Genomic DNA, 22,710 nt, shown 5'->3' with positions numbered 1-22,710 from the left:
AAAGCTCGAAGGGTTCTTAGCCGCGTGAAGACGATTCTGTCGATCCAAAGCCAGGTGTCGGGGGCGCGCGTGGGCAATTCTGTCGCGGCGTTCGCGATCGAGCGGCTGGGCGTGCGTTGCTTCCAGTTGCCGACGACGCTGCTGGGGCGGCGACCCGATCACGGCGCGCCGGGCGGCGGGCCGCTTGCCGCCGACATGCTGGCCTCGATGATCGACGGCTTGGCGGCGGATGGGCTGCTGGGCGAGATCGATGCGGTGCTGACCGGCTATCTCGGCCAGCCGGGACACGTCGGAGTGATTCTCGACGCAGTGGAGCGGATCAAAGCGGCGAACCCGGCGGCTATCTTCGTGTGCGATCCAGTGCTGGGCGACGACGGCAAGCTTTATGTCGGCGATGAGCTGGCGAACGCCATGATCCAGGGCTTGGCGCCGCATGCGGATTGGCTGACGCCGAACGCGTTTGAACTTGGGCTGATCTCGGGGCGCACCATCGATGGCTTGGGGACGGCGCGCGAGGCGGCGCGGCGGTTGAATAAGCCGGTGCTCGTGTCCTCGATCCGCACGGCGATCGGGTTGGGCAATCTTTACACGGCGCCGTCGAGCGAGTGGTTTTGCGAAACGGCGCGGCTGCCGCGGGCGCCGAAGGGTGCGGGCGATTTGCTCTCGGCGCTGTTTGTGGCGCGGCGGGTGCGTGGCGATGCGCCGGCGATTGCACTCGAGGGCGCGACGGGCGGCGTCTACGACGTGATCGTGCGCTCGCTGGCGGCGGAGAGCGAAGACTTGCTGTTGCCCGAAGCGCAGGACGTGCTGGCCGAGCCGGTGACGTGGCCGCGCGCGCGGCATTTGGAACTCACCTGATGGCGGACGGATTTGTTGCGCCTGGGTTCGAGCGCGTGCGCGATGCGTTTGACTCGCAATTGAGCGAAGAAATTGGCGCGGGCTTCGCCGCGACGCGCGATGGCGAAGTGTTTGTCGATATCTGGGGCGGCTGGGCCGATCGCGGACAATCGCGGACGTGGGCGCAAGATACGATCGTACCGGTGTATTCGACGACGAAGGGCGTCAGCGCGATCGTGATGGCGCTGCTCGCCGATCGCGGCTTGCTGGACTACGAGGCGGCGACGGCGTCGCTGTGGCCGGCCTTCAGCGCGCAGGGCAAGGATCGCGTCACGATTGCGCAGACTTTGGCGCATCAGGCTGGCGTGCCGGGCTTTCTTGAGCCGATCGACAACGATTTGTGGCTCGATCCCCCAGCCTGCGCGGAGGCGATTGCGGCGCTGGCGCCTTTGTGGCCGCCGGGGAGCGCGAGCGGGTATCATCCACTGACGTGGGGCTACATTGTTGGTGAGCTGGCGTTGCGCGCTGGCGGGCGTTCGCTCGGGACAATCCTGCGCGAAGATATCTGTGTCCCGCTCGGGATCGATTTCAGCATCGGCACGCCGGCGTCCGAACACGCGCGCGCGGCGGAGATCAAGAAGCCTTCGCAGGGCGGCGACTTTGGCGAGATCACGCCACCGCGCAAGGCGGCGTTCTTTACGCCATGGGCCAGTGTGAAACGCGGCGCCACGCGGTGGCGCGAGATCGAGATTCCATCTGCGAACGGTCACGGCACGGCGCTGGCGGTGGCGCGGCTTTATGAAGTGTACGCCACTGGCGGCTTGATCAATGGCGCGCGGGTGCTGTCGCAGGAAGGTTACGACGCGCTGACGAAGCGGCGCTGGAAGGGCGACGATCTGGTGCTGCCGTACGATATCGATTGGCGCACTGGCATTATCGGCAATTCGAACCGGATTTACGGACCGAACCCCGAAGCGTTCGGGCATTCGGGGCATGGCGGTTCGTTTGGCTCTGGGGATCCGGTGGCGGGCGTCTCCATCGGCTACGTGATGAACAAGCAATCGCATCACATCATGGCCGATCCGCGCGCGTTGAAATTGATCGACGCGCTCTATTCATGTTTGTGAGCCGTCGCGCGCTGGAGAACGCGGCGCTTGGCGTCGCGGGCGTGCTGACTGGGGTGATGCTGTTCCTGCTGATGGGCGCCGACGGCTTGCGGCTCGCCAGCGGGCAGCCGGTGTTCGGCGACTTCATTGCGTTCTGGAGCGCCGGGCGCGCGGCGTTGGATGGTCAGGCCGAGCGGGTGCACGACGTGGCGCTCGTCTCTGAATATAGCCGCGCGGCCGTGGGTGGCGTTGGCGTGGTGTCGCCGTGGAATTCACCGCCCACGTTTCTGCTGATCGCGTCGGCGCTGGCGACGATGCCCTACCTGATCGCGGCGTTGGCGTTTCTGCTCGTTTCCGCCGCCGTGTATCTCTTCGCCGCGCGCAAGCTTCTTCCGGATACGCGGGCGCTCATCTTCGCCGCGACACTGCCGGCGGCGGTCTATCATCTGGGCACGGTGCAGACCGGGTTGGTGATCGCCGGTATTTCGGGACTCGCGCTGCATTGGCTGGACCGGCGACCGCTGGCCTCCGGCGCGCTTGTCGGACTGCTCGCGATCAAGCCGCACCTGGCGATTCTCTGGCCTGTGTTGTTGCTGCTGTCCGGGCGTTGGCGCGCGTTCACGGCGGCTTGCGCGAGCACCGGCGTTTTCGTCTGCATCGCCGGCGCAGTGTTCGGGTTCGACTCTTATGGACGCTTCTTCGACAATCTCGGCGCATCGCAAGCGCTCATCAACGCCAACCGCATTGGGACGCCCGCATTTGCCAGCCTCTACGCAAGTCTGTTGAACCTGGACGCGCCGGCCGTCATCGCGGCGGCCATGCAGGCGCTGAGCGCCGTGGCGGCGCTGGCCGTTTCTGCGCTCATCTTTCGGTGGGGCGATCGCGCGCTAGGCGGCGCGGCGCTATGCGCGGCGACTCTGCTGATCTCGCCATATCTGTTCTTCTATGATTTCACATTGCTTGCGGTTGGTGCGGCGTTGCTCGGCGCGCCACGTGACCGATTCGAGCTGTTCGCCGCGATTGCCGCGTGGGGCGCGGGGTTGTCGCTAGTGCTGAGTTACGCGCTGCCGTTGCCCTACTGCGCGGCAGCGGCATGGCTAGTGCTGATCGCTACGCTGAGGCGCGCAAGAAGCGCGGCGGGTCGTCCGGCGGCAGCACCACAGCCGTGAGCGGGCCACCAAAGCAGGCGCCAGTATCAACGTTGATGCGGCGCTCTTGTTGGTCCGGCTCGAAATCAAACGTCGGTGTGTGGCCGTGGACGACGAGCAAATCGTAAAGCTCGTCACGATCCGGCCAGCGATCGGAGTCGAAGAACGCGCGCGACCGCGTCCACATCCGCAATTCGTCGCTGCAGTTTGGGAATGTCTTCGGATCGATGCCGCCGTGGACAAAGACGAGGCCGCGCTCCTCGACGTGGACCATGACGGGCAGACTGCGAATCCAGGCGACGTGATCAGCATCGATCGCATCGCGAAAATCGTCCGCGAAACCGTTGGCGCGGGCGTAGGACAGGATCGTTTCGTCGCCGCCGTTCTCCGCCCACCAATAGATGCCGATGGATTCGCGCTTGTCGTAGGCGTGGAGCATCAGCTCTTCGTGATTGCCCTTGATCGCGATCGCCCGATCGCTTTCGCAGAGGTGTTTGGCGCGAGCGACGACGGCGCGGCTGTCTGGGCCGCGATCGATCAGGTCACCGAGGAAGACGATCTTGTTCGGCCCGCCGACGTTGCGCGCGTCATCGCGGATGAAACCGAGCAGCGTTTCCAGCTTTTCGATCTCACCGTGAACGTCGCCGATTGCGTAATACGTTGTGTCTTCGCTCATGTGTTCCGGGCGCGGCGCAGCGTGTCCCACGAGAAGAACGCTAGGCCTGCCCAGATCAGCACAAAGCTCGCGGCGCGCAAAGGCGTGAACGGCTCGCCGAAGGCGATGCCGGTAGCGAATTGCAGTGATGGCGCGAGGAATTGCAACAATCCCAGTGTCGTGAACGACACGCGCCGCGCGCCGAACGCGAACGCCATTAGCGGGAGCGCCGTGACGGGCCCCGCGATCGCGAGCAGGAGCGCCATGCTCCAGCCGCTGGTGAAGGAGAGCGGCGCTTCGCTGCCGGCCCAGAACAGCAGACCCGCGGCGAGCGGCGCCAATGCGAGGCTCTCGATCAGCAACCCGACAGCGGCGGGCACCGCGGCGCGTTTGCGGATGACGGCGTAGGTGGACCAGGTGGCGCAGAGCGCGAGTGCCGCCCACGGCGGCGCACCGAGCGCGAAGCCTTGCACCACCACGCCGAGCAGCGCGAGCGCAAGCGCGATGACTTGCGGCGACGTGATCTTCTCACGGAAAAACAGCACGCCGACGGCGACGCTGACCAGCGGCGCGAGGAAATACGCCAGTGCCGATTCAATGACGCGCTCGTTCAGCACCAGGTAAACGTAAAGGCCCCAATTCACGAAGATGAAGGCAGATGACAGCGCAAGCGTTGCGATCATGCGCGGATTGAGAGCGGTTGCGATCTCGCGAAGGCCTGGGCGCCAGCCGCTCATCAGGAAGACGGCGATGAACGCCGATGGCGCGGCCCACAGGATGCGCTGCGCCAACACTTCGCGCACATCGACCATCGAGAGCAGCTTCAGATAGAGCGGCAGGAAGCCCCAGGTGATGTAGGCCGACGCCGCAGCCGTGAAACCGGCGCGGCGCTCTGCCTCCGATGGGCTTTCGGTGATGGGCGCGGCTTCGCTCATGACACTCTATCGGCAAAGAAATGCATGATGCCCCCTCGCCTCAGCAAATAGGACTCAGCGAATGCTTTTGCAGCACGCGGCCGATACACTTTTTGTAACAACGGATGTCAGCGCAGCTCACAACCGCTTATGCGAGCAAGGCGCACTGCCGGTATTGCAACGGCGCAAGAGCAACTCTAGCCAAGGCGGGCGGGGCGTCTCTGAAAAACACCAGCGCTTCGGCGGGGCCGTCACGACGGGGCGGCGTCACGACAACCGAATAGTACGACGTGTCGAGCGTCGCCACGGCGTCGCGCAAACTCTTTTGCGCGTAATCCCAAGACATGACCGGGATTGGATCGTCTCCAGGAATGAACTTGCTTAGCTTTTCCTTGATAACAGAGCGCGGGTTGCCGATTTTCGTCTTGGCGCGCGCCGATAGCGTTCGCGCTACCCCTTCCATGGCCTTCAACTGCTCACGAGTTGGCGTGTTTTGCCGCCAATCTTCCCGTGGTTTTCGCGCGTCGAACACATCCGCTGGCGGTCGTATTGTTTCATTGGCGTCCGAGACGCATGCGTGCGCTCGCAACCACTCGGCCCACGCACCGCCGAGCGCGTTGCCATCATCGAGCCAACCCGTTCGGTCGTCGAACCCTGCGAGCCGCTCAGTACAATAGGGGGCGCCCCCTTTACCCCTGATCAAGTCGCCTAGGTGGCGGCCCACGCGGTCTCGGTTTTCAGAGAGGAATTGAGCAAGGTCCTCCACCAGTCGCGCACTCTCGGGGAAGCCCAAAGCTTCGAATCCCGCAATCGCGCCCTTGAACATCACGGAATCGGCCCAGCCGTTCAGCAGCAAGTCCTCGTGGCTCACGCGTGTGAGCGATCCCGCGTATCCGTCGAGCGCGTACGAGGCCAGCGCGATGGCCGAAAACTCGCCAGGCAAGAGCCGGTTCGTTTCAATCAGCGTGTGGACGCGGCTAACGCTCTCTTCGATGATCGCGAAGTGGCTCTCGGCCTCCATCGCATGCTGCGACACGAGCAAATCCGGCGCCATGCAGCCTTGGTGCGCGATGCCCCAATTCGTGTAGAGCTCCGCGCACTGTTGATTGAGAGACCCGAGCGAGTTTCTCACGCGGCCTTGATGCGCTTGAACAAGCCCTTGTTCAGCATCAGCTCGGCGATCTGCACGGCATTGAGCGCCGCGCCTTTGCGCAGGTTGTCGCTAACGACCCAGAGCGAGAGGCCGTTGTCCACGGTGGGGTCGGTGCGGACGCGCGACACGTAAGTCGCGAACTCGCCGACGCATTCCACCGGCGTGATGTAGCCCCCGTCTTCGCGGCGATCGATCAGCATGACGCCCGGGGCCTCGCGCAGGATGTCTTGCGCTTCCTCGGCGCTGATCGGGTTCTCGAACTCGACGGTGACGGCTTCGGAATGACCGACGAACACCGGTACGCGCACGCAGGTGGCGGTGAGCTTGATCGACGAGTCCATGATCTTCTTGGTCTCGACCATCATTTTCCACTCTTCCTTCGTGTAGCCATCCTCCATGAAGTCATCGATGTGGGGGATCACGTTGAAGGCGATCTGCTTGGTGAAGTGCTCTTTGACCATCTCGTCGTTGACGTAGATTTTCTTGGTCTGCATCCAGAGCTCTTCCATGGCGTCCTTGCCGGCGCCTGAGACCGATTGGTAGGTGGCCACGACGACGCGCTTGATCTTGGCGTGATCGTGCAGCGGCTTCAGCGCGACGACGAGTTGGGCGGTCGAGCAGTTCGGGTTGGCGATGATGTTGAGCTTGTCGTAGCCGGTGATGGCTTCCGGATTCACTTCCGGCACGATCAGCGGCACGCGCGGGTCCATGCGCCAGGCGCTGGAATTGTCGATCACCACCGCGCCGGTCGCGCCGATCTTCGGCGACCATTCCTTCGACACCTTGCTGCCCGCGCTCATCAGCACGAGATCGACTCCGGAGAAATCGTAGGTCTCGAGGTCCTTGATCTTGAGCGTCTTGTCGCCGTAACTGACCTCGACGCCGACGGAACGGCGAGAGGCGAGCGCCACCACTTCGTCGGCAGGAAACAGCCGCTCTTCGAGGATGGTCAACATTTCCCGGCCCACGTTCCCGGTGGCGCCGACGACGGCTACGCGCAAACCCATGACAAAAGCTCTCCCACAGCGCCCACGATCATGCGGCGCCGCTGATCCGACACCTAGTTAGAATCTCGGGCATTTCCAAGGCCTCGGGGCTATCCAGAGCCATAAGCGACACTTAAACCTGCGTGATCGAGGCAAACAGCGGTGGGGACTGCACGTGCCAGACGCAAACACCACGATCGAAATCTACAAGCTCCTCGTCGAGGACGTCCGCGAGGCGCGGCGGGCGCGACGCGAACTCTCGAACGTGTTCATGACGCTCAACATCGCCGGCATGAGTGCGCTAGGGTTTCTTGCCAGCAGCGAAGGGCTGCCGAATCCGTTGCTGTTTTCGCTCTGCGCCTTCGCTTTGGCGCTGACCTGCGTGATCTGGCGCACGTCGAACAGCTATTACACGGTGCTGCTCGGGGCGAAGTACAAGAACATCTACAAGATGGAGGACGCGCTCGGGGTGCATCCGATCCGCGACGAGTGGGAAAGCATCACCGGCAAGCGCCGCGCGATGCGATGGTTCTCACTCGAGCAAGCGATGCCGGTGCTCTTCATCATCGGCTACGCCGTGTTCTTCGCGGTGCAGATCGGCGGCGAAAACATCGATGCGCTCTGGGCGACGACGCAGGATGGCTTTGCAGACATCCTGCGTCGCATCGGCGTCAACTAGGCGGCGACCGCCTGGTGCAAGTCCGGATCGAGTCGCTTCTCGTCCGGCGCATAGCGCATGCGTTTGGCCAACGCCGTTTCGCCGCGCGCCAGGGAGAACAGCGGCGCTGTTTCTCCGGTGTAGGCGAAACCGGCTTTCTGAAGCACGCGCCCCGACGCAGGGTTGTCGACGAAGTGGCCGGCCAGCAATTGGCCGAGCTTCTTCGCCTCCGACAAGAAGCCAGTCAGCGTTTCCGATGCGAAGCCCTTGCCCCAATAGGGCCGGCCGAACCAATAGCCGATCTCGAATCCGTCGCTTGACTCGAACGCGCCGCGTTGGTGTGCGCCGATCACGCCGATCAGCCCCTCGCCCGGCAATTCGGCGGCGAACACGAACTCATCGCCCGCGCGCTTCTTGGCGTTGAGCGTCATGATCCAGCCTTCGGCGGCGACTTCGAGATATGGAAGCGGTGTGCGTGCAATCATGGTCGCAACGCCGGGATCGCCGCAGAGCTGCGCAACGCGCGCTGCATCGCTGATGCGCAAGCCGCGCAATTTCAGCCGCTTGGTTTCGATCTGGATCACGTCACGCATGGAGCCGCTCCTGTTTGGCTCTAACGCGTGGGGCAAAGAAAATGGGGCGCCTTGATCCGGGCGCCCCACGCTATCTCGGGAACCGGATCGCCCTTTGAAGGCGATCCGGGAAGGTCTCTTCCGTTCTCGCCTTACTCGGCTGCTACCTGTGCCGGCATAATCGACACGTAAGTGCGGCCGTCTCGCTTGGTTGCGAACGCAACTTGGCCCTGACAAAGGGCAAAGAGCGTGTGATCGCGGCCAAGGCCGACGTTTGAACCCGGATGGAATTTGGTGCCGCGCTGACGGACGAGGATCTCGCCACCATTGACGCGCTGGCCGCCGAAGCGCTTCACGCCCAAGCGTTGGCCCGGCGAGTCACGACCGTTGCGGGAGCTACCACCAGCTTTTTTGTGAGCCATGACGCCCTCTTATTCCTTGTCTTGCTTCGCGCTGCCGATCGCCGTGATCTGCACATGGCTTTCGGCTTGGCGGTGACCGGCGCGGCGGCGATAGGTGTTGCGGCGGCGCTTCTTGAACACCGTGATCTTGTCGCCCTTTTTGGTCTCGACCAGCGTACCGGTGACGGTGACGCCGCCGAGATCCTTGCCGAGCTTCAGCGACTTGCCGTCGCCCGTCATCAGGACGTCGGAGAACGTGATCTTGCCGCCGGCTTTGCCTTCGAGCTTCTCGACGACGATCACGTCGTCCTTGGCCACCCGGTATTGCTTGCCGCCCGTCTTGATTACCGCGAACATTTCAGACCTACCCGGCTCCGGAGCCGTAAAAACTAAGCGCGCCCGGACGAAGCTCGCCCGGGCGGGGAACGGGGATATAAGGGAAGGGCTAGGCGCCCGTCAATGCGGGTCCGGGACGTTTTCCGGCTCTTTTCAGCTGCTCAGGACAGCGCGGCGTTCAGGGTAGCCGAGAGCCCGGCATATGTCAGGCTCGTGGGTCCCTCCAACAGCCGGTCGTTGAGCACCAAGGCCGGCGTTCCGTGGACATCGAACCGTTGGTGGCCATCTTCGACCGTGGCCGTCACCCGCGTGACGCCCTCCTGGTCCATCATCGCGGCGACCACCTGATCTTCGCTGAGACCCCAGCGAGCGCCGATGTTGATCAGAGCGGCGCGCACGCCTTCTCCGGTGCCTGAACTCAGAACCGCACGCTGCTCCTGGAACAGGATGCCGACGCGGTCGAAATAGGTTTCGGCGTTCGCGCCGCCGCAACGGGCGAGTTGGAACATCGCGAAAGACACCGGCATCGGCGGGGTCGGAAACTCGCGCAGTGTGAAGCCGATGCGGCGCGCGTCGATGTACTCGGCCTTGATCCGCGGAAACACCTCCGCGTGAAACGCTGCACAATGTGGGCAGGTGAGCGAAGCGTATTCAACCAACTGCGCCGGCGCCGACGCATCGCCCAGTGTCATGTCCCCTTCGAGCGCGGCCGCGCCTGAAGGACACAAAACCGCGCACGCGGACCCGGCGCTGGCGCCAAGAATAATTCTGCGTGAAACCGTCATCACCACCTCGAACGACGAGATGTTCTAACCACCGCGCCCAAGTGACGGAAGTAAGGCCCTGGCGGAGAGGGAGTCCCTCGCGTTGAAGTCTGATGTTGTCCGGCTTAGTCCGCTAGCGCCTTGAGTTGACGTAAGATTTCCCGCGATCGTTGTCCGAGCTTGGACAGCCGACATCGGCATGATCGACTCCGAAATGTGGACGCGATTGTGGGGCGCGATTCGACGGACGATTGATGCATCCTCACTTTGCTCTGACGCCTCTAAGGACACGAAGCCTGAAACTGGCGGGGCGCTATGCCGACGGCAACGGGCTGTATCTCGTTGTCGATAGTTCAGGCGCGAAGCGGTGGCTTTTGCGTACCGTCGTGCAGGGTCGTCGCCGCGACATTGGTTTGGGCGGGCTCCGGCTCGTTACGCTGGCTGAGGCGCGCGAGGCCGCGCGCACCTACCGCAAGATCGCCCGCGACGGTGGCGATCCCCTCGCCGAGCGGCGCAAGGCCCGCCAAACCGCACCGACGTTCACCGAAGCTGCGCGGGCCGTACACAAGCAACACGCGCCAGCGTGGCGAAACCCTAAGCACGGCGATCAGTGGATCAATTCACTGACCGACTATGCGTTTCCAATCATTGGCGCCATGCGGGTTGATCAGATCACCGCGCCGGATGTGCTCCGCGTACTCTCCCCTATATGGCTCGCAAAAGCGGAGACCGCACGCCGGGTGAGGCAGCGGATGCGATCGGTGTTCGATTGGGCCAAGGCCTCCGGCCATCGCAGTGGAGACAATCCCGTTGATGGGGTGGCGCGAGGTCTTCCCAAGCAACCTGATCGTCAGCGCCATCATGCAGCGCTCCCCTATGCCGAGATCGCCCGGTTCATCCGATCGCTCCGCGCAAGCACCGTGGGCGAACCAGCAAAACTTGCGTTCGAACTGCTCATTCTCACCGCGACGCGCACCAGCGAAACGCTGAACGCCGGCTGGACCGAGTTCGACTTGGACGAACGGATCTGGACGATCCCGCCCGAGCGAATGAAGGCGGGACGCGCCCACCGCATTCCCCTTTCACCCCGCGCTGTCGAGATTCTGGCGCGAGCAAAGGAACTGGCCGGCGATAGCACATTGGTGTTTCCGGGGCGCAAGCGCGAGACGCCGATGTCCAACATGGTGTTCCTGACGACGTTGCGCCGCATGGACTTGGAGGTCACCGCGCACGGCTTCCGCTCCGGCTTTCGCGACTGGGCAGCGGAACGCACCAACTTTGCTCGCGAAGTCTGTGAGATGGCGCTGGCGCACACGATCCGGGACAAAGCCGAAGCGGCCTACCGGCGCGGCGATTTGCTCGACAAGCGCCGCCAGCTGATGAGCGCTTGGGCGGCCTACGCCACTGCCAAGAGCGCCGACATCGTGCCGCTTCGCGCCGGGTGATGGATCAAGCCTCGCGACGCGCCAAGGAAAGCTCCAGAGACAGCTTGAACAGCGCTTCAGGCGAGCTTGACGCTGACCTTCACGTTGGCTTCGTTCTCAACTCAAATCCAATTCAACGGCGAGCCAAAACATATCAAATCCAAATCAACCGGGACCCAAGAGCAACTCAGACGCGATACAAAACGATATCAGCGCGCCAATGAACGGGTTCATCCCAGAAAGCGTATCGGCGCTCCGCCAGAGTCCTGCCGGTTGCACGAAGTGAGATGCCTCCGCGCGTGCTGATAGGAATGCGCTGCGGGGTCAGATCAAGCTCAAGGATGATCGATGCCCGCAACCCTTGCCGAACCGTCCACCCTTCCTGATTATACCCATTGGGCCCGGATGGCGCGCTGGTCGATTCCCGAAAGTGCCGCGCTCTCCTTGGATATCGATCCCGAGGCGATCGACACCGGCGATCTCGCAGACGCAACGCGCACCGCACTCACCAAGCGTGTCGCGTTGGTCATGAACCACGCTCGGACCGGCAGGCTTGCGCATCTGGTTGAGCCTGCCGGATTTCTGTCGTGGACGGCCAGCAACGCCATTCCCTGCTCGCAACGCCTCAAAGAGGCCGTCAAGCAACACAGCGGGCCGATTGCCGATTGGCGACACCTGGCCGAGACGCTGACCACACGCTGCGAAGCCTACGAACACCGCGTGGTCGAGCTGGAAAGCCTGTTGCGCGCGCGGGACGAATGGACGCCAGCCGTCGCAGCAAAGTCCAAGAAGCCCGCGCTCAGCCCAAACGAGGCGCGCTCAGTCAAGAAGCTTATCCTCGGCATGGCGATGGCGCGCTACGGCTATCGGCCAGATGGCGGGCGAACGCAGGCAACCAGGCAGATCGTCGAGAGCTTGGCCGGGTTTGGCATCACCATTGACGAGCAGACCGCGCTCGATTGGTTGCGGTGCTCAGCAGGCGACATCGAGCACGCTATCCCGGATTGAATCTGATAGCGGTGAGCAATTCGGTTTCCGAATTCGGCCAATGGCTGTGGGATCGGGGTTAGCCAGCAGACTCAATCGCAAACGAGGCTGCCGCCCATGCCGATCCCTGCTGAGCTGCCCAGTGGCGCGCTGCTTCGCCTATCGTCGATCATAGCTCCGCACGGTCCCCTGCCGGTCAGCAAATCGACTTGGTGGGCCGGGGTCAAATCAGGCCGCTATCCAAAACCGGTCAAGCTTGGGCCACGGATCACAGCTTGGCGCGCCACAGACATTCAAGCCCTGTTGCTTGATGGCGCTGGCTAGCTTCGACTCCGGCGCCGAAACAGAACACCCAGCCGCGACGGCCTTGCCTCGACTTCAACTCTGAACGGCAACGAGCGCGTCGGGTACACGAGTGTATTCGCTCTCTGTTTCCCGATTACAGACGTTACTCATCAACTTCACGCAGCCAAGCTCAACTTCCCTTCGTTGAACGGCCAAAGCACATCGCTCGTTGCGATATCGACGCCGGCGCCCCGAGCCTCCTCAACGAAATCCGGTTCCCGAAAACCGTTGACCGCAAGGCGCATGCCTTGGCCGTACAGCGCCTTGGACCAGAAACGAATTTGTTCCATCGTGCGCGCCGCGCGCGGACCCTTCTGGGCGCCTGAATAGATCGGCAGATGAAGCCCGCTGCCCACGCGCCAGTGCTGCCGATGCTGGCAATAGCGTGATCGATATAATGGAAATCCAAGCACACCCGCGTCAGCAAGGTTCGAAGCGTGCAGCACCATTCCGCGATTGAGATAAGTGGAGTCCCGCGCTCGATCTCAGCGATGGCAATGATAGCGCGGTTTTTGAATTCGGGCGGCGCGTTGACGACAGCGGCGAGATACGCCTCCCGGCTCTTTCGGGCTTGCAGCGTCGATGCGTGCACCGTGAACCCGATCGCGAGCGCGCGCTGATCTTCCTCCCTAGCACGTTGATGAGCCTGATCCAGGATCGCCAAGTCGAGTGACAGAAATTCCTGACCGCGATGGGCGCCGTTCAAAATGAACTCGCTATCATAGGCAAGCCTGCATCCAGTCACGGCGAACCGGCGCCAACCAACGTCCGACAACGCGCCGCTCGCGCGTCGAGAACACGCGCGCTTCGGTGATGTCATTGCGAAGCAGGCACTCTCTGGCCGTCAGTTCAGGTTCGCCACCTAGACTGGACGCGATCAAATCGGCGAAACCGTCCGCCGTCAGCGATCGAGCGGTCACTTCGGCTCATCTAAGCCGGTCAAACGCACCTGTGCTGCGTCAATCGATCCATCGTCGCGCGATATGGCGCGAAGCTGAAGCGCAAGCTGCATGAGGTCCGTTACGGGTGACATGTGCAAGGGCCCTTTTTTGAAGCACGCGCACAGTGTCGCTGCGCCGCAGCGCTAAATTCGTTATGGTCTGAAGGTCTAGCGCCGCTTGTAATCCGCTCCATGCCGAAGGTCGGGGATCAATCTTGTGGCGGGACAAACGCGCTGCTGGAGCGTGGATTTTGTTGCGCGCAGCGGACAAAGCCAGCGCAAGCAATTGCATGGCTAACGGCGTTAAGCCAAAACGCCGACTAAGACTGGTTCTGCGATCTGAGTTCTTCCAGGAGCATGATGAGAGTGCGTGCGGAGAACGGCTTTTGCAAATACGCGTTAGCGCCGAAACTGCGCGCAAGCGTGGCGGCGTTCGCCCCGACCTCACCGGATATCGCGACGATAGGCATGTCTGGCCAGGCGATCCTCGCCTCTGCGATGAGTTGAGCGCCACTTGTGCCGGGCATGTTGAGATCTGTGACGATCGCGTCCGCGCCCTGGCGCGCAACCAAGTCGAGACCGGCCGCCGCGCCTGGCGCTGTCATAACATCATAGCCGCCGTCGGTTAGGCCTAGAGCAAGCGCATCGCGGATAAAGCTATCGTCGTCGATCAGACAAATCCGGCCCTTCGTCATTACGCGCTCCTGGTCTGGACGTTCGCGCTACAATGCGCGGCGAGAACCGCGCGCAGCTCGGCGAGTTTTGGGGGCTTGCTGACGATCGAATCGACGTTTGGCGGCGTTTCTTCTTCGGCGCGCATGCGTTCACCCCAGCCGGTAAGCAGAATGACTGGCGTCGTTTCGGATTTTTGCTTGACGGCGGCGGCGACCCGCCGGCCATCGACGCCAGGCATGCCAAGATCGGTGATGACCGCGTCAAACACGCGCGCATCTCCCCCTGCGCCATCAATCATCTCCAATGCCGCCGCGCCGCCGGCGGCGGAGGTGACAGCATGGCCATCAGCCGCGAGCACGTCGCGAAGCGAACGCAATAGGATTGGATCGTCATCGACGATGAGCAACCGCAGCCGCTTCAGCGGGCGCGCAATCGGCGCTCCGGTCTGGTCGGCGCTCGCCGTCGCCGCTTGAAACTTGAGACGCACCGTCGTCCCCTGCCCGGGCGCGCTATCGATCTCGATCCCGGCGCTATGGCGCTGGACCATCCCGTAGACCATGGCGAGCCCAAGACCCGTGCCGCGCTCGCCTTTGGTGGTGAAGAAAGGCTCCAGGCATTTGCTTCGGGTCGCCTCATCCATGCCATGACCGTTGTCAATCACTTCAATATCGACGCTTGACCCATCTGGTCCCGTCGTCGATCGCGTTCGCAACGTCACGGCGCCGCCGAGCGGCAGTGCGTCGATCGCGTTGAACACAAGGTTGGTCAGCGCCTCGCGAATTTCGCTTTCAACGCCGAGCAATGCGGGAATGTCCGCGGTCAAATCCGTGCGCATCTCAACGACGTCGCCGCGCTCCTGAGGCATATCTCGCCAGCGCGCCTGGGTCAGATCCATCACCTGCTTTACCAGAACGTTTGTATGCACCGGCGCCAACTCAAGCGCCGCATCCCGCTTGCGGTAGAATTCGTTCATCCGGGCGATCGTGCGCGCTGCGTCGTCGATGGCGCGCTGAACGACTTCAAGCTTACCCCTGCCGACCTTGCTCAACCCAGGTTCCGTATTGAGCAAGGATTCGGTATAAAGCGCGATCGGCGAAAGCGCGTTGTTGATGTCGTGAGCGATACCGCTTGCCATCTGGCCGAGCGCGCGAAGCCTCTCCTGTTGAGTTGCGACCTCTTGGGTTTGCCGCAATTCGTCGTAGGCCCGCTGCAGGGCCTCATTGAGCTGAGCTTGGTGAGCGGCGAGCGCTACGTGCTCGCTCAGTTGGCGCAGAAATTCACATTCGCCGCTGCTGAAGGCCTCGGCCTGCGCGCGCGCCACAATCAATGCGCCAAACACCTGACTTTCGACCTGCAGGGGCGCCGCCACCAAGGAGCGGAGACCACCCTCGGCCAAACGCTGGGGAAATGGAAACGGCAGGTCGGTCAGGTTGGACTCGTAAACAAGGCGTCCGCTCATGCATCGGGAAAGGCCATTGGCGTCGATGGCGACCAAAGCGCCTTCCGTCATTGCCATGGCAATCGCACGCGCTGCACTGGCTTGGCCGTGCCGCTCAACTTTCAGACAATTGTCGGCGCGCTCATAGGTGCAGACGCAAACGAAATCGGCGGGAAGCCGTTCCTCCACATTTCCGACCGCGACTTTGAAGATGCTGCCAAGATCCTGGCGTTCGCCAATAGCGCGGCTGATCTGATGCAGAAGCGCCAGCCGCTCAAGCTGCTCATGGGTCCGCTGTTCGGCCCCGCGGCGCACCACCACCTCTTCTTCAAGTGCACGGGCCGTTTGATCCAACTCATCGGCGGTCCGGCGAACCTCTTCCAGATTGTCTTGGAACGCGTCCAGCACTGTCGTCAGCTTACCGATTTCGTCGTCGCGTCGCGCGCCGCCGGCGAAGTCGACCGCCTCTCCTCGCACCGCGCGCGTGAGTGCGTCAACGATGCGATCGATCGGACGGATCGCTCTTGCCATGATGAGCCAGAAGCCAGCCCCGCACAGAGCCAGCGCAAGCAATGAAATCAGCACTTGTAAAAAAATCGTGCGCTCGATCTTGGCGATCATGTCATCCAAGTAGGCGCGCGTTGCGTTGCGTGACGCATCCCTGAGTGCGGCGAGGGATTCCGACGCCTGACTCGATAGTTCAAACCAAAGGTCTGGACCGATCGGATAGACGCCACGATACCGCGCGCCCTGCACGTAGAACATCTCGCGCGTCATGTCGTGAAGGGTGGCGTAATGACTCTCAGCGTCATTGTATTCGGCCGCGATCGCCGGATAGAGGCCGCTTTCGTCGGCGATAAGCCGGCTTAAGCGCCAGCTCTGGTCGAGCATGCCTTGGCCTCGCAGCAACTCAGCGGTCTGTTCCAAAGACGGGTTCACGTTTTCCGACAGAAGCTGGCCGATGATGGAACGCTCCCGGCCGGTATAGTCCGTGATCGTTCGCAGCATGTGGCGGTAGCGCAGATGTTGCGTCAACACCGCGTCATCGTTGCTAAAGGGGCGGACGAAACCAAGCCAGAGGTTCTCAACGTCGGTCATCAGCGCCGTAGACGTTGCCTCCCAACGCGAAGCGAGCGCGCTGTCGCGCCCACTCGCCGTCACGGACAGGGCCGCATCAATTGTCGGTCGCATGGCGACGATTTCGTCGCGGCGCTGACGAAGCTGATCTTGAAGCGCCAGAAGATCAGACCCTGGAAACCGATGAAGCGCATCCAGAGCGGTTGCGATCGCGGCGTCGGATGCCTGCCGGCTATCAGACAGAGGCTCTTGCAACGACTCCAGCGTTTCGGCGTCACTCGCTTGCAGCATCGACAAAGCAAGGTCGCGCTCAATTGAGATTTTGCCGGTGGCGTCGAACAACAGATCGCTGACAGCGATGGCGTCTCGCAGTTCATGAGCGCGGTTCAGCCGCTCGCCATTGCTCAAAAGATCGCGCGCCGCGAGGAACGCGATCATCAGGGTCAGCGCCGCGGTGATGAGGAGCAGAACGTGTCGGATTGAAAGCGTGGGGGCGCTCCATGCTTTGATGAGCGCGAGGCCGGCTTTCATGGCGCCGTCCTCACAACGCGGGCCAACCGCAGCAATCGGTCCTGGACTGAGAGGTTGGCGGCTTCCGCTGCTTCGATGTTGACCCGCACACCGATACGGTTGTTTATCCGAGTGAACTCGATCATCCCGCCAGAGCGGGCAAAGCCGTCGTAGTCAGAAACGGTAAGCACGCCGCGCTCGCCCAATTGTGACCTGAGGCGTGGCCAGTTCGAGCGTTCGTCAGCACTCACGAAGAGCAAGGAGCAAGCGTTAGCTTGCGCCGCTTCCCGGAGCACGCGCACCTCGATCGTCCGCTGATTGACGGTGCGGCCCGACATGGATGCCAGGCGCCCGCTGAACGGATCGCGCCCGTAGATGCAAACGACCATCGCGGCACCCGATGCCGTCGGCTGCGGCCATTCGGTGTACCGCAGGAAATTGTAGAGCAGGCCCGCCTTGATGTCCTGTTCGGCGAGACGGACGCTCGTTTGCTGCGCGCACGCGTCGCCGACGGCTGAGACCGCCACGATCGCTAGCGCGGCAAGCGCCGATAGACAGCGCATCAAGGGCGCCACGTCAGCCTGCCGAACACGCTGCGGCCGATGGCGGCGGCATTTGCATCGCCAGGCGCCGTGAACTCGCGATGCCAGTCGTCAAAGACATTCTGTCCGATCACATCCAACTGAAGCCGATCTGTTAGCCTATATCCGATGCGCAGATCGGCGCGCACGTAACTTTCGATCGCAAGCGCAGGCAATTCGTCGACGTAATAGACTGCGGCGTCGACCGCCAAGCGATCAGTCGCATCCCATTGCAGACGAAGATTGGCCTGATTGGCCGGCGACTGCCCTTCGGCCAATTCGGCGTTGATCGCTCCCGGCGGTCCGTCAAGGCTGATGTCGAGGGAGCTATAAGCGAAGCTCAAACCGAGACTTTCGTTGAGGCGCCAGTCAAGCACGACCTCACCGCCATTGGCCTCTCCCCTCGTGTCGTTCGTGGTCACGATAGGAATAAGGATGAAGCGCGGCGGATCGCTGCCAAGCTGCGGCGCAAGCGGGGTAAGCGTCGCTAGACCATCATATTCGCTGTGAAAGAGCGCAACATCCATTGCAAGCGCCCGCGTGATCTGGCGGCGGTATCCGAGTTCATAGGTCAAGACTTCTTCGCTCTCGAACTCCGGACTAGGCAAGAGCTCGATCGTAAGCGGCAGTGTCGACATTGGAAAAGGCGGACCGGCCGCAAGCAAGATATCGAACTCCCGGTCAAGTTCGCTGGGAGACCGTAGCGCGCGCGAAACCGACGCCCACGCCATCTGCCGCTCTCCCGACCATTGCAGGCGTGCGTTGGGCTGGACTTCAAAGCCGGTGTAGTCATTTTGATCGAACTTCGATCCAACCGTTAGCCGCCAAGCCGGTGCAAGCGTGATTTGGTCTTGGACGAATGCGCTCAACAATTCCGATCGATGTGTTGTTGTTTCAGAGCGGATGATCTCGGTCGGAGTTATATCATCGCTGCTATATCGATAGCGAACACCCGCAATGATCTCGTGTGACCCCAAAGACGGAAAGTCGTACTGTACATCGAGATCAAAGGTTGTGCGACGATCGGAGAGGGTGCGTTGGTCGCGCGCTGTGAGATCCAAATAACTCTGAACCGTCAACACGCCATCGTTGTCTGTTTCATGAGTCCAGCGCACCAAGAGATTTGCGCCTTCTGCCTCGATGGTCTCGCGCTCTAGCGCGGTGAAAGGCGCCGTCAGCGACGATACGAGACGTAATTGCCCAGTTTCTGATTGATAGATATCGCCTTGCACGGTCAGACGATCGTCCGCGCTCATCTCGGAATCGACGCGAAAGCCGCCGCGCCAAGCGCGCCAGTCACTGTTGTCATCACCGCCTGACGGCGTTTCTCCCGCGCCGCGTTCATACGCCCTGCCAAAGACGCGCCATTGCGTCGCCGCATCGCCGCCGGCGCCATAGCGCAGCGTGACGCCCGCTTCTTCGGCATTGCCGCTCACGACGCTTGCAAGCCAACCTTGTGTGTCTTCCGCACGCCTAGTGATGATGTTGATGACGCCGTTGACGGCGTTGGCGCCCCAGAGGCTAGCGCCCGGGCCGCGAACGATTTCGATGCGGTCGATGTCCTCGAGCGCGGTATCCTGCACGTCCCAATAGACGCCCGAAAACAGCGGATCGTAAGTCTCCCGCCCATCGACGAGCACAAGCAGCTTGTTAGCGAGCGCGGAGTTGAAGCCCCGCACGCTGATGGCCCAGCCTGATGTATTGATCCGCGCCACCTGGACACCCGGGGCGAGGCGGAGCGCTTCAGGTATCGATGTCACGCCCGCGCGCTCCATATCGGCCGCGGTGATGACAAAGACAGCGGCGGGCGACTCCCAGACACTTTCCGCGGAGCGCGAAACCGAAATGACTTCCGCGCTGAACAATTGCTCAGGAGTCAGCGCGAAGGGATCGACGGTCTCGTCCGCCAGCGCCGCCTGCGCCCCAAGAAGGGCGCTTGCAGTGAAGACCAACGAACTGCAGCCCCATCGAATCACGGAAGGCCTCGCCTCCTAAGCAAGAATACATCTCAACTCAGGCGAGTAAATCTTAGGTTGCCTTGGCGACCTTCATTTCATTTCGCTCTGCACTTCGCCGCCTATTTCTCCACAGAGCCTAAGTGCGGCAAATGAAACAATGACTTCGGCAGACCGGTTAGGTCTAGCCTCGTCACCTTCCGCAAGAGGCAGTAGGCCGTGAGGCGACGGTACCCCCTTGTGATTAGCGCACGCGTGTTGGCGCGGTCAGCGCTGATCGGCACAGCGCCTGCAGGACAACCATTACTGGGCTCAAACTGGCGGTTTTCACCGGCAATCCATCCAAGGGCCGATCGAGTGCCGATAAGAGAGCTCTGTCAGTCCGAACAGCAATTGAACGGCTCGGATATTGTCGGTCCTCTGATAGATCAGCCCCGCCTTGATTTCTCCGCAACGCGGGCGTGCACGTCATAGGGCTCAGGTTGGAGTTCTAACGAGCGCGTTCATACGGCCATGCTCTCAAACGACGGGTCGCACGCCTTCGCGTGAAGTTCGGACTCGCGCGGCAAAATGAACGTGAACGCTGTCCCGAGCCCCAGCTCTGTCTCGACCACAATCGTGCCGCCGATGCGATCCATCTCCGCCTTCACGGCACTCAAACCTACGCCGCGGCCCGACACGTGGTCGGCCGCTTCGCGTGAAGACAATCCTTCACGAAAGACCAACTCGGAGAGCGCGAGCCGCTCCACATCGGTCTTGTTTTCGCCCTTCGCGATGAGCTTGCCTACAAGTACAGCGCGATCGATGCCTCCGCCGTCATCTGCGACATGTATTTTGAGGACATCGCCACCGTCGTGAACGACGCATCGGATGGATCCGGCGGATTGCTTTCCCGCGCCGAGTCGCACGTCCGGCGTCTCAATGCCGTGGTCAACCGCGTTGCGGAAGACATGCACAAGAGAACGAAGGAACGGGCCATAACGCTCAGGCGAGAGCGGGACATCGTCACCCTCAACGAAGATGGGCTCCAATTCCTTTCCGAGCCGCATGGCCAATGCCGGCGCGCCACGGCTGTGAAGCCCAAGAGCGGATTTGGCGTTGAATGTTCCGAGGCTCGCGAGCGTCCGCAGCAGCAGATTCATGGGCGTGGATGCAGCGCCTGATGCGCCAGCGAGGGCGGCGCGCGCCAATTGCTCCATCGCACGCACCTGATGCTGCGGGACAAGCACGCGCCCGCCGGGTGCATCGAAGCCAGGCCCCAGCAAATCGCTCACGCTCGCCAAGTCCTGTTCAAACACGGCCTCCAAACCATCCAGTCCCAGCAATTCGGAGGCCGACGCCGCGGACAGCGAGGCGTTCGCGGCAAGTCGGGTCTCCACCTCGTGGATACACGCCGGACTGAGCGGGAAACTGAACTGAGCAAGCAATCCCTTGAATGTGTGGAGCTTGCGCGCGAACTCGCTGCGGATAGCATCCTCATCGACGCGCGCGATGAGTTCGCTTAGCTCCACATCGAGGAAGCGCCGATATTCATTCACAAGGCCGGCGAATGCTTCTCCCTCGGTGAACCCCAACACAATCATCTCGAGACGCCGGCGTTCGCGTTCGACTTCTCGCGCCAACAGCGTCGTCTCACTTGCGTCCGTGAGAATGAGCATGAGCGCGCCAGTTTGCGTCAAGAACTTGTAGTTTGCTCTGATGAACTTGCCGCCTCGCTCGAACTCTTTCGGCAACAGCTCAAGCTTGAGGTCGCGCGCGAATTCACTCGAACCCTTGAACACGCTCTCCATCGTGGCGCGTATGCCCTCGGCGGCTTCAGGCGATGTGCCGCATAGCAATTCGACAATGGATCTTCCCGCCGGGGGCTCGCCCAGAATTCCCTCGCACGCGGCGCTGTATTGGGGACCGACGGTGAGGCCGGCGTCCACCGTGAGGAAGCCCTCCTCCGCATTGTCAAATAATATGTGGACCGCCGCACGGGCGCGTTGAGCGGCGAACGCGTCGCGGCTCAACAGTACTTCGCGCATCAAGCCGGCGAACTCACCTTGGCCACTAACAGAGATTGCGCTGTCGGCCTCTTCAGTTCCGATCGCGCGTACCATCGTTCGAAGTCTGCTGACGAGGCGCGATATGTTGACGCCGACGATGAGCGCTGCGAGGCCCGCCAAAAGGATCGCGGGCGCCAGCAAAATGAGGAGCAGATCGTGAAGGCGCGCTGCTTCGGCGGAGATGTGAGCGCGCGCCGCAAACGAGGCGCCCGTCAAAGTCATTGCCTCGTCCTCAAGTTCGGCGTCGATGCGGGCAAGCTCGCCGCGATCGAGGCCGCGCGCGCGCATCGCGTCCAACCGCGCGCCTACGTCTTCCAGATGCTCGCGGCTCGACGCGTCTGGAGCGCGCTCGATCGCAATCGCCAGATCGGAAGCAATGTTGTCCAAGGCTTCACGCACGCTCGGCGCGCCCGGACCATCCTCAACGAGCAGCAAATCCTTCACGCCATTTTGGGCGGCGCGTGCGTGTGAGAGGGAGAGAAACGAAACGTCGTAGGCGCGCTCGCCCTCCGCCGCCATTCGGCCAGTCGAGGAGATCGCCGCAAAACCCACCAAGACCACAACCAAAAGCAATGCGGCGAAGGCCACGGAAAGCTGCGCCCAGAGCGGGACCAAGTTGCGGAACAAGCTCGGATGCTCGCCAGGAAGCATGCGCTTTAGAACGTTCAAGCGATGCGCGCGCCAATGATGGACGACGGCGCCCAGATGCACCGTCACGAGCGCGCCCAATGCGAAACCGAGCAAACGGTGAGCGCCCAGCAGAGTTTCAGCGAGCTCGTCCGACGCCTCAAAGGGAGGCGGCAGCGAAAACGCACCCAATGGAATTGCGTTTCCACGGGCCCAGGCCGTGGCGATCCCAGCTGCAGCGAGTGCCGCAACCAGAACCAGCATGGTCACATGCGCGATGCGCGCCAGCATTTGCTGTCGCGGCGTCCCCACGCCGTGGGGGCGTCCGCCTGCGCGCGACATCGCGAACACACCGCCAAGAGCGACAAGCAGCACAAGGACGCCGATGCCGAAATGAACGGCGAGAACGGCCGCGCCGGCTTCGAGCGAACTCATGTTTTTGAAAAGCGCGATGGCGCAAACCTGCGCGATCAACAAGGCCACGAGCGTCCAGTGAAGGATTTGGCGTGCGCGCGTGTAGCGTTGTTGGGTTTCAGCCATGTCTTGCGCCGCTCCTGGTTGTGCGACTTGTGC

General features: G+C 62.3%; 22 protein-coding genes. 7 read left to right on the top strand and 15 right to left on the bottom strand.

The genetic code is table 11. The annotated features are described in order from the left end of the window. Positions 1-24 precede the first annotated feature (24 nt). From pdxY to DSM104635_RS01220, 3 genes are read left to right on the top strand one after another with little or no spacing between them, the layout of a single operon-like run. Positions 25-858 (top strand): pyridoxal kinase, encoded by an 834-nt coding sequence (pdxY, locus tag DSM104635_RS01230; protein ID WP_158764443.1) that lies wholly within the window; start codon positions 25-27, stop codon positions 856-858. Further along, positions 858-1,964 carry a serine hydrolase domain-containing protein gene (locus DSM104635_RS01225; RefSeq protein ID WP_158764442.1) on the top strand — a complete coding sequence of 369 codons (1,107 nt, stop codon included), beginning with the start codon at positions 858-860 and terminating at the stop codon, positions 1,962-1,964. Before pdxY ends, DSM104635_RS01225 begins: the two co-directional genes overlap by 1 nt. After that, complete coding sequence (locus tag DSM104635_RS01220; protein ID WP_158764441.1) at positions 1,955-3,112, top strand: glycosyltransferase family 87 protein; 1,158 nt, start codon at positions 1,955-1,957, stop codon at positions 3,110-3,112. Before DSM104635_RS01225 ends, DSM104635_RS01220 begins: the two co-directional genes overlap by 10 nt. Here DSM104635_RS01220 and DSM104635_RS01215 read toward each other — a convergent pair. The 4 genes from DSM104635_RS01215 to DSM104635_RS01200 form a co-directional block, all read right to left on the bottom strand. Next, the gene (locus tag DSM104635_RS01215; RefSeq protein WP_158764440.1) at positions 3,054-3,767 is read right to left on the bottom strand and encodes a metallophosphoesterase family protein; all 714 of its coding nucleotides are present in this window, start codon (positions 3,765-3,767) and stop codon (positions 3,054-3,056) included. The two genes, DSM104635_RS01220 and DSM104635_RS01215, sit on opposite strands and share 59 nt — an antisense overlap. Beyond that, entirely contained in the window at positions 3,764-4,681 is a 918-nt protein-coding gene (rarD, locus tag DSM104635_RS01210; protein ID WP_158764439.1) for an EamA family transporter RarD, read from the bottom strand. The genes DSM104635_RS01215 and rarD overlap by 4 nt, the downstream gene beginning before the upstream one ends. 127 nt (positions 4,682-4,808) lie before the next feature. Further along, a complete protein-coding gene (locus DSM104635_RS01205; RefSeq protein WP_158764438.1) occupies positions 4,809-5,792 on the bottom strand; it encodes a DMP19 family protein in 984 nt (327 codons plus the stop codon). Next, positions 5,789-6,820 carry an aspartate-semialdehyde dehydrogenase gene (locus DSM104635_RS01200; RefSeq protein ID WP_158764437.1) on the bottom strand — a complete coding sequence of 344 codons (1,032 nt, stop codon included), beginning with the start codon at positions 6,818-6,820 and terminating at the stop codon, positions 5,789-5,791. The genes DSM104635_RS01205 and DSM104635_RS01200 overlap by 4 nt, the downstream gene beginning before the upstream one ends. Before the next feature lie 154 nt (positions 6,821-6,974). On the opposite strand from DSM104635_RS01200, the gene DSM104635_RS01195 reads away from it, so the two are divergent. Beyond that, complete coding sequence (locus DSM104635_RS01195; protein WP_158764436.1) at positions 6,975-7,478, top strand: RipA family octameric membrane protein; 504 nt, start codon at positions 6,975-6,977, stop codon at positions 7,476-7,478. Here DSM104635_RS01195 and DSM104635_RS01190 read toward each other — a convergent pair. From DSM104635_RS01190 to DSM104635_RS01175, 4 genes are all read right to left on the bottom strand, one after another. Beyond that, a complete protein-coding gene (locus DSM104635_RS01190; protein WP_158764435.1) occupies positions 7,475-8,050 on the bottom strand; it encodes a GNAT family N-acetyltransferase in 576 nt (191 codons plus the stop codon). The two genes, DSM104635_RS01195 and DSM104635_RS01190, sit on opposite strands and share 4 nt — an antisense overlap. Positions 8,051-8,181: 131 nt before the next feature. Next, a complete protein-coding gene (rpmA, locus tag DSM104635_RS01185; RefSeq protein ID WP_158764434.1) occupies positions 8,182-8,451 on the bottom strand; it encodes a 50S ribosomal protein L27 in 270 nt (89 codons plus the stop codon). Between the two features lie 9 nt (positions 8,452-8,460). Continuing rightward, positions 8,461-8,787 (bottom strand): 50S ribosomal protein L21, encoded by a 327-nt coding sequence (gene rplU / locus DSM104635_RS01180; RefSeq protein ID WP_158764433.1) that lies wholly within the window; start codon positions 8,785-8,787, stop codon positions 8,461-8,463. A 140-nt stretch (positions 8,788-8,927) separates the two neighbouring features. Continuing rightward, positions 8,928-9,458: a thioredoxin domain-containing protein gene (locus tag DSM104635_RS01175; protein ID WP_158764432.1), complete on the bottom strand. Its 531-nt coding sequence runs from the start codon at positions 9,456-9,458 to the stop codon at positions 8,928-8,930. 326 nt (positions 9,459-9,784) lie between these two features. Between DSM104635_RS01175 and DSM104635_RS01170 the strand changes: the two genes are divergently transcribed. The 3 genes from DSM104635_RS01170 to DSM104635_RS20140 all read left to right on the top strand — a co-directional run bounded on the left by DSM104635_RS01170 (position 9,785) and on the right by DSM104635_RS20140 (position 12,265). Continuing rightward, positions 9,785-10,975, top strand: coding sequence for a tyrosine-type recombinase/integrase (locus DSM104635_RS01170; protein WP_158764431.1), 1,191 nt, complete (start codon positions 9,785-9,787; stop codon positions 10,973-10,975). 327 nt (positions 10,976-11,302) lie between these two features. After that, on the top strand, positions 11,303-11,962 hold the full coding sequence (locus DSM104635_RS01165) for a hypothetical protein (RefSeq protein ID WP_158764430.1): 660 nt from the start codon (positions 11,303-11,305) through the stop codon (positions 11,960-11,962). A gap of 96 nt (positions 11,963-12,058) precedes the next feature. Beyond that, positions 12,059-12,265, top strand: a complete 207-nt coding sequence (locus tag DSM104635_RS20140; protein ID WP_158764429.1) for a helix-turn-helix transcriptional regulator — start codon at positions 12,059-12,061, stop codon at positions 12,263-12,265. A gap of 137 nt (positions 12,266-12,402) precedes the next feature. Here the strand turns inward: DSM104635_RS20140 and DSM104635_RS01155 are convergent, their stop codons facing one another. The 7 genes from DSM104635_RS01155 to DSM104635_RS01125 form a co-directional block, all read right to left on the bottom strand. Next, complete coding sequence (locus tag DSM104635_RS01155) at positions 12,403-12,576, bottom strand: hypothetical protein (RefSeq protein WP_158764428.1); 174 nt, start codon at positions 12,574-12,576, stop codon at positions 12,403-12,405. A gap of 429 nt (positions 12,577-13,005) precedes the next feature. Further along, on the bottom strand, positions 13,006-13,206 hold the full coding sequence (locus DSM104635_RS01150) for a hypothetical protein (RefSeq protein WP_158764427.1): 201 nt from the start codon (positions 13,204-13,206) through the stop codon (positions 13,006-13,008). 340 nt (positions 13,207-13,546) lie between these two features. Further along, positions 13,547-13,921, bottom strand: coding sequence for a response regulator (locus DSM104635_RS01145; RefSeq protein WP_158764426.1), 375 nt, complete (start codon positions 13,919-13,921; stop codon positions 13,547-13,549). Then, positions 13,921-16,947, bottom strand: a complete 3,027-nt coding sequence (locus tag DSM104635_RS01140) for an ATP-binding protein (RefSeq protein WP_228445793.1) — start codon at positions 16,945-16,947, stop codon at positions 13,921-13,923. Before DSM104635_RS01140 ends, DSM104635_RS01145 begins: the two co-directional genes overlap by 1 nt. Continuing rightward, positions 16,944-17,489 carry a TOL_0243 family YfiR-like periplasmic protein gene (locus DSM104635_RS01135; RefSeq protein ID WP_158764425.1) on the bottom strand — a complete coding sequence of 182 codons (546 nt, stop codon included), beginning with the start codon at positions 17,487-17,489 and terminating at the stop codon, positions 16,944-16,946. Before DSM104635_RS01135 ends, DSM104635_RS01140 begins: the two co-directional genes overlap by 4 nt. Further along, complete coding sequence (locus tag DSM104635_RS01130) at positions 17,489-19,459, bottom strand: TonB-dependent receptor plug domain-containing protein (RefSeq protein WP_158764424.1); 1,971 nt, start codon at positions 19,457-19,459, stop codon at positions 17,489-17,491. The genes DSM104635_RS01135 and DSM104635_RS01130 overlap by 1 nt, the downstream gene beginning before the upstream one ends. A 506-nt stretch (positions 19,460-19,965) precedes the next feature. After that, on the bottom strand, positions 19,966-22,677 hold the full coding sequence (locus DSM104635_RS01125) for a cytochrome b/b6 domain-containing protein (protein WP_158764423.1): 2,712 nt from the start codon (positions 22,675-22,677) through the stop codon (positions 19,966-19,968). Positions 22,678-22,710: the final 33 nt, after the last annotated feature.

This window comes from Terricaulis silvestris, from assembly GCF_009792355.1.
In the GTDB taxonomy this organism is placed as follows: domain Bacteria; phylum Pseudomonadota; class Alphaproteobacteria; order Caulobacterales; family Aquidulcibacteraceae; genus Vitreimonas; species Vitreimonas silvestris.
The sequence above is the reverse complement of the archived record's forward strand: the minus strand, read 5'-3'. Positions and strand labels throughout refer to the sequence as shown.

What these genes read in the sequence shown, in the direction of transcription:
- DSM104635_RS01225 (WP_158764442.1), top strand. Translation starts at nt 858, where the DNA reads ATGGCGGACGGATTTGTTGCGCCTGGGTTCGAGCGCGTGCGCGATGCG.
- DSM104635_RS01220 (WP_158764441.1), top strand. Translation starts at nt 1,955, where the DNA reads ATGTTTGTGAGCCGTCGCGCGCTGGAGAACGCGGCGCTTGGCGTCGCG.
- DSM104635_RS01215 (WP_158764440.1), bottom strand. Translation starts at nt 3,767, where the DNA reads ATGAGCGAAGACACAACGTATTACGCAATCGGCGACGTTCACGGTGAG.
- rarD (WP_158764439.1), bottom strand. Translation starts at nt 4,681, where the DNA reads ATGAGCGAAGCCGCGCCCATCACCGAAAGCCCATCGGAGGCAGAGCGC.
- DSM104635_RS01200 (WP_158764437.1), bottom strand. Translation starts at nt 6,820, where the DNA reads ATGGGTTTGCGCGTAGCCGTCGTCGGCGCCACCGGGAACGTGGGCCGG.
- DSM104635_RS01190 (WP_158764435.1), bottom strand. Translation starts at nt 8,050, where the DNA reads ATGCGTGACGTGATCCAGATCGAAACCAAGCGGCTGAAATTGCGCGGC.
- rpmA (WP_158764434.1), bottom strand. Translation starts at nt 8,451, where the DNA reads ATGGCTCACAAAAAAGCTGGTGGTAGCTCCCGCAACGGTCGTGACTCG.
- rplU (WP_158764433.1), bottom strand. Translation starts at nt 8,787, where the DNA reads ATGTTCGCGGTAATCAAGACGGGCGGCAAGCAATACCGGGTGGCCAAG.
- DSM104635_RS01175 (WP_158764432.1), bottom strand. Translation starts at nt 9,458, where the DNA reads ATGACACTGGGCGATGCGTCGGCGCCGGCGCAGTTGGTTGAATACGCT.
- DSM104635_RS01170 (WP_158764431.1), top strand. Translation starts at nt 9,785, where the DNA reads ATGCATCCTCACTTTGCTCTGACGCCTCTAAGGACACGAAGCCTGAAA.
- DSM104635_RS01165 (WP_158764430.1), top strand. Translation starts at nt 11,303, where the DNA reads ATGCCCGCAACCCTTGCCGAACCGTCCACCCTTCCTGATTATACCCAT.
- DSM104635_RS20140 (WP_158764429.1), top strand. Translation starts at nt 12,059, where the DNA reads ATGCCGATCCCTGCTGAGCTGCCCAGTGGCGCGCTGCTTCGCCTATCG.
- DSM104635_RS01155 (WP_158764428.1), bottom strand. Translation starts at nt 12,576, where the DNA reads ATGGAACAAATTCGTTTCTGGTCCAAGGCGCTGTACGGCCAAGGCATG.
- DSM104635_RS01145 (WP_158764426.1), bottom strand. Translation starts at nt 13,921, where the DNA reads ATGACGAAGGGCCGGATTTGTCTGATCGACGACGATAGCTTTATCCGC.
- DSM104635_RS01140 (WP_228445793.1), bottom strand. Translation starts at nt 16,947, where the DNA reads ATGAAAGCCGGCCTCGCGCTCATCAAAGCATGGAGCGCCCCCACGCTT.
- DSM104635_RS01135 (WP_158764425.1), bottom strand. Translation starts at nt 17,489, where the DNA reads ATGCGCTGTCTATCGGCGCTTGCCGCGCTAGCGATCGTGGCGGTCTCA.
- DSM104635_RS01125 (WP_158764423.1), bottom strand. Translation starts at nt 22,677, where the DNA reads ATGGCTGAAACCCAACAACGCTACACGCGCGCACGCCAAATCCTTCAC.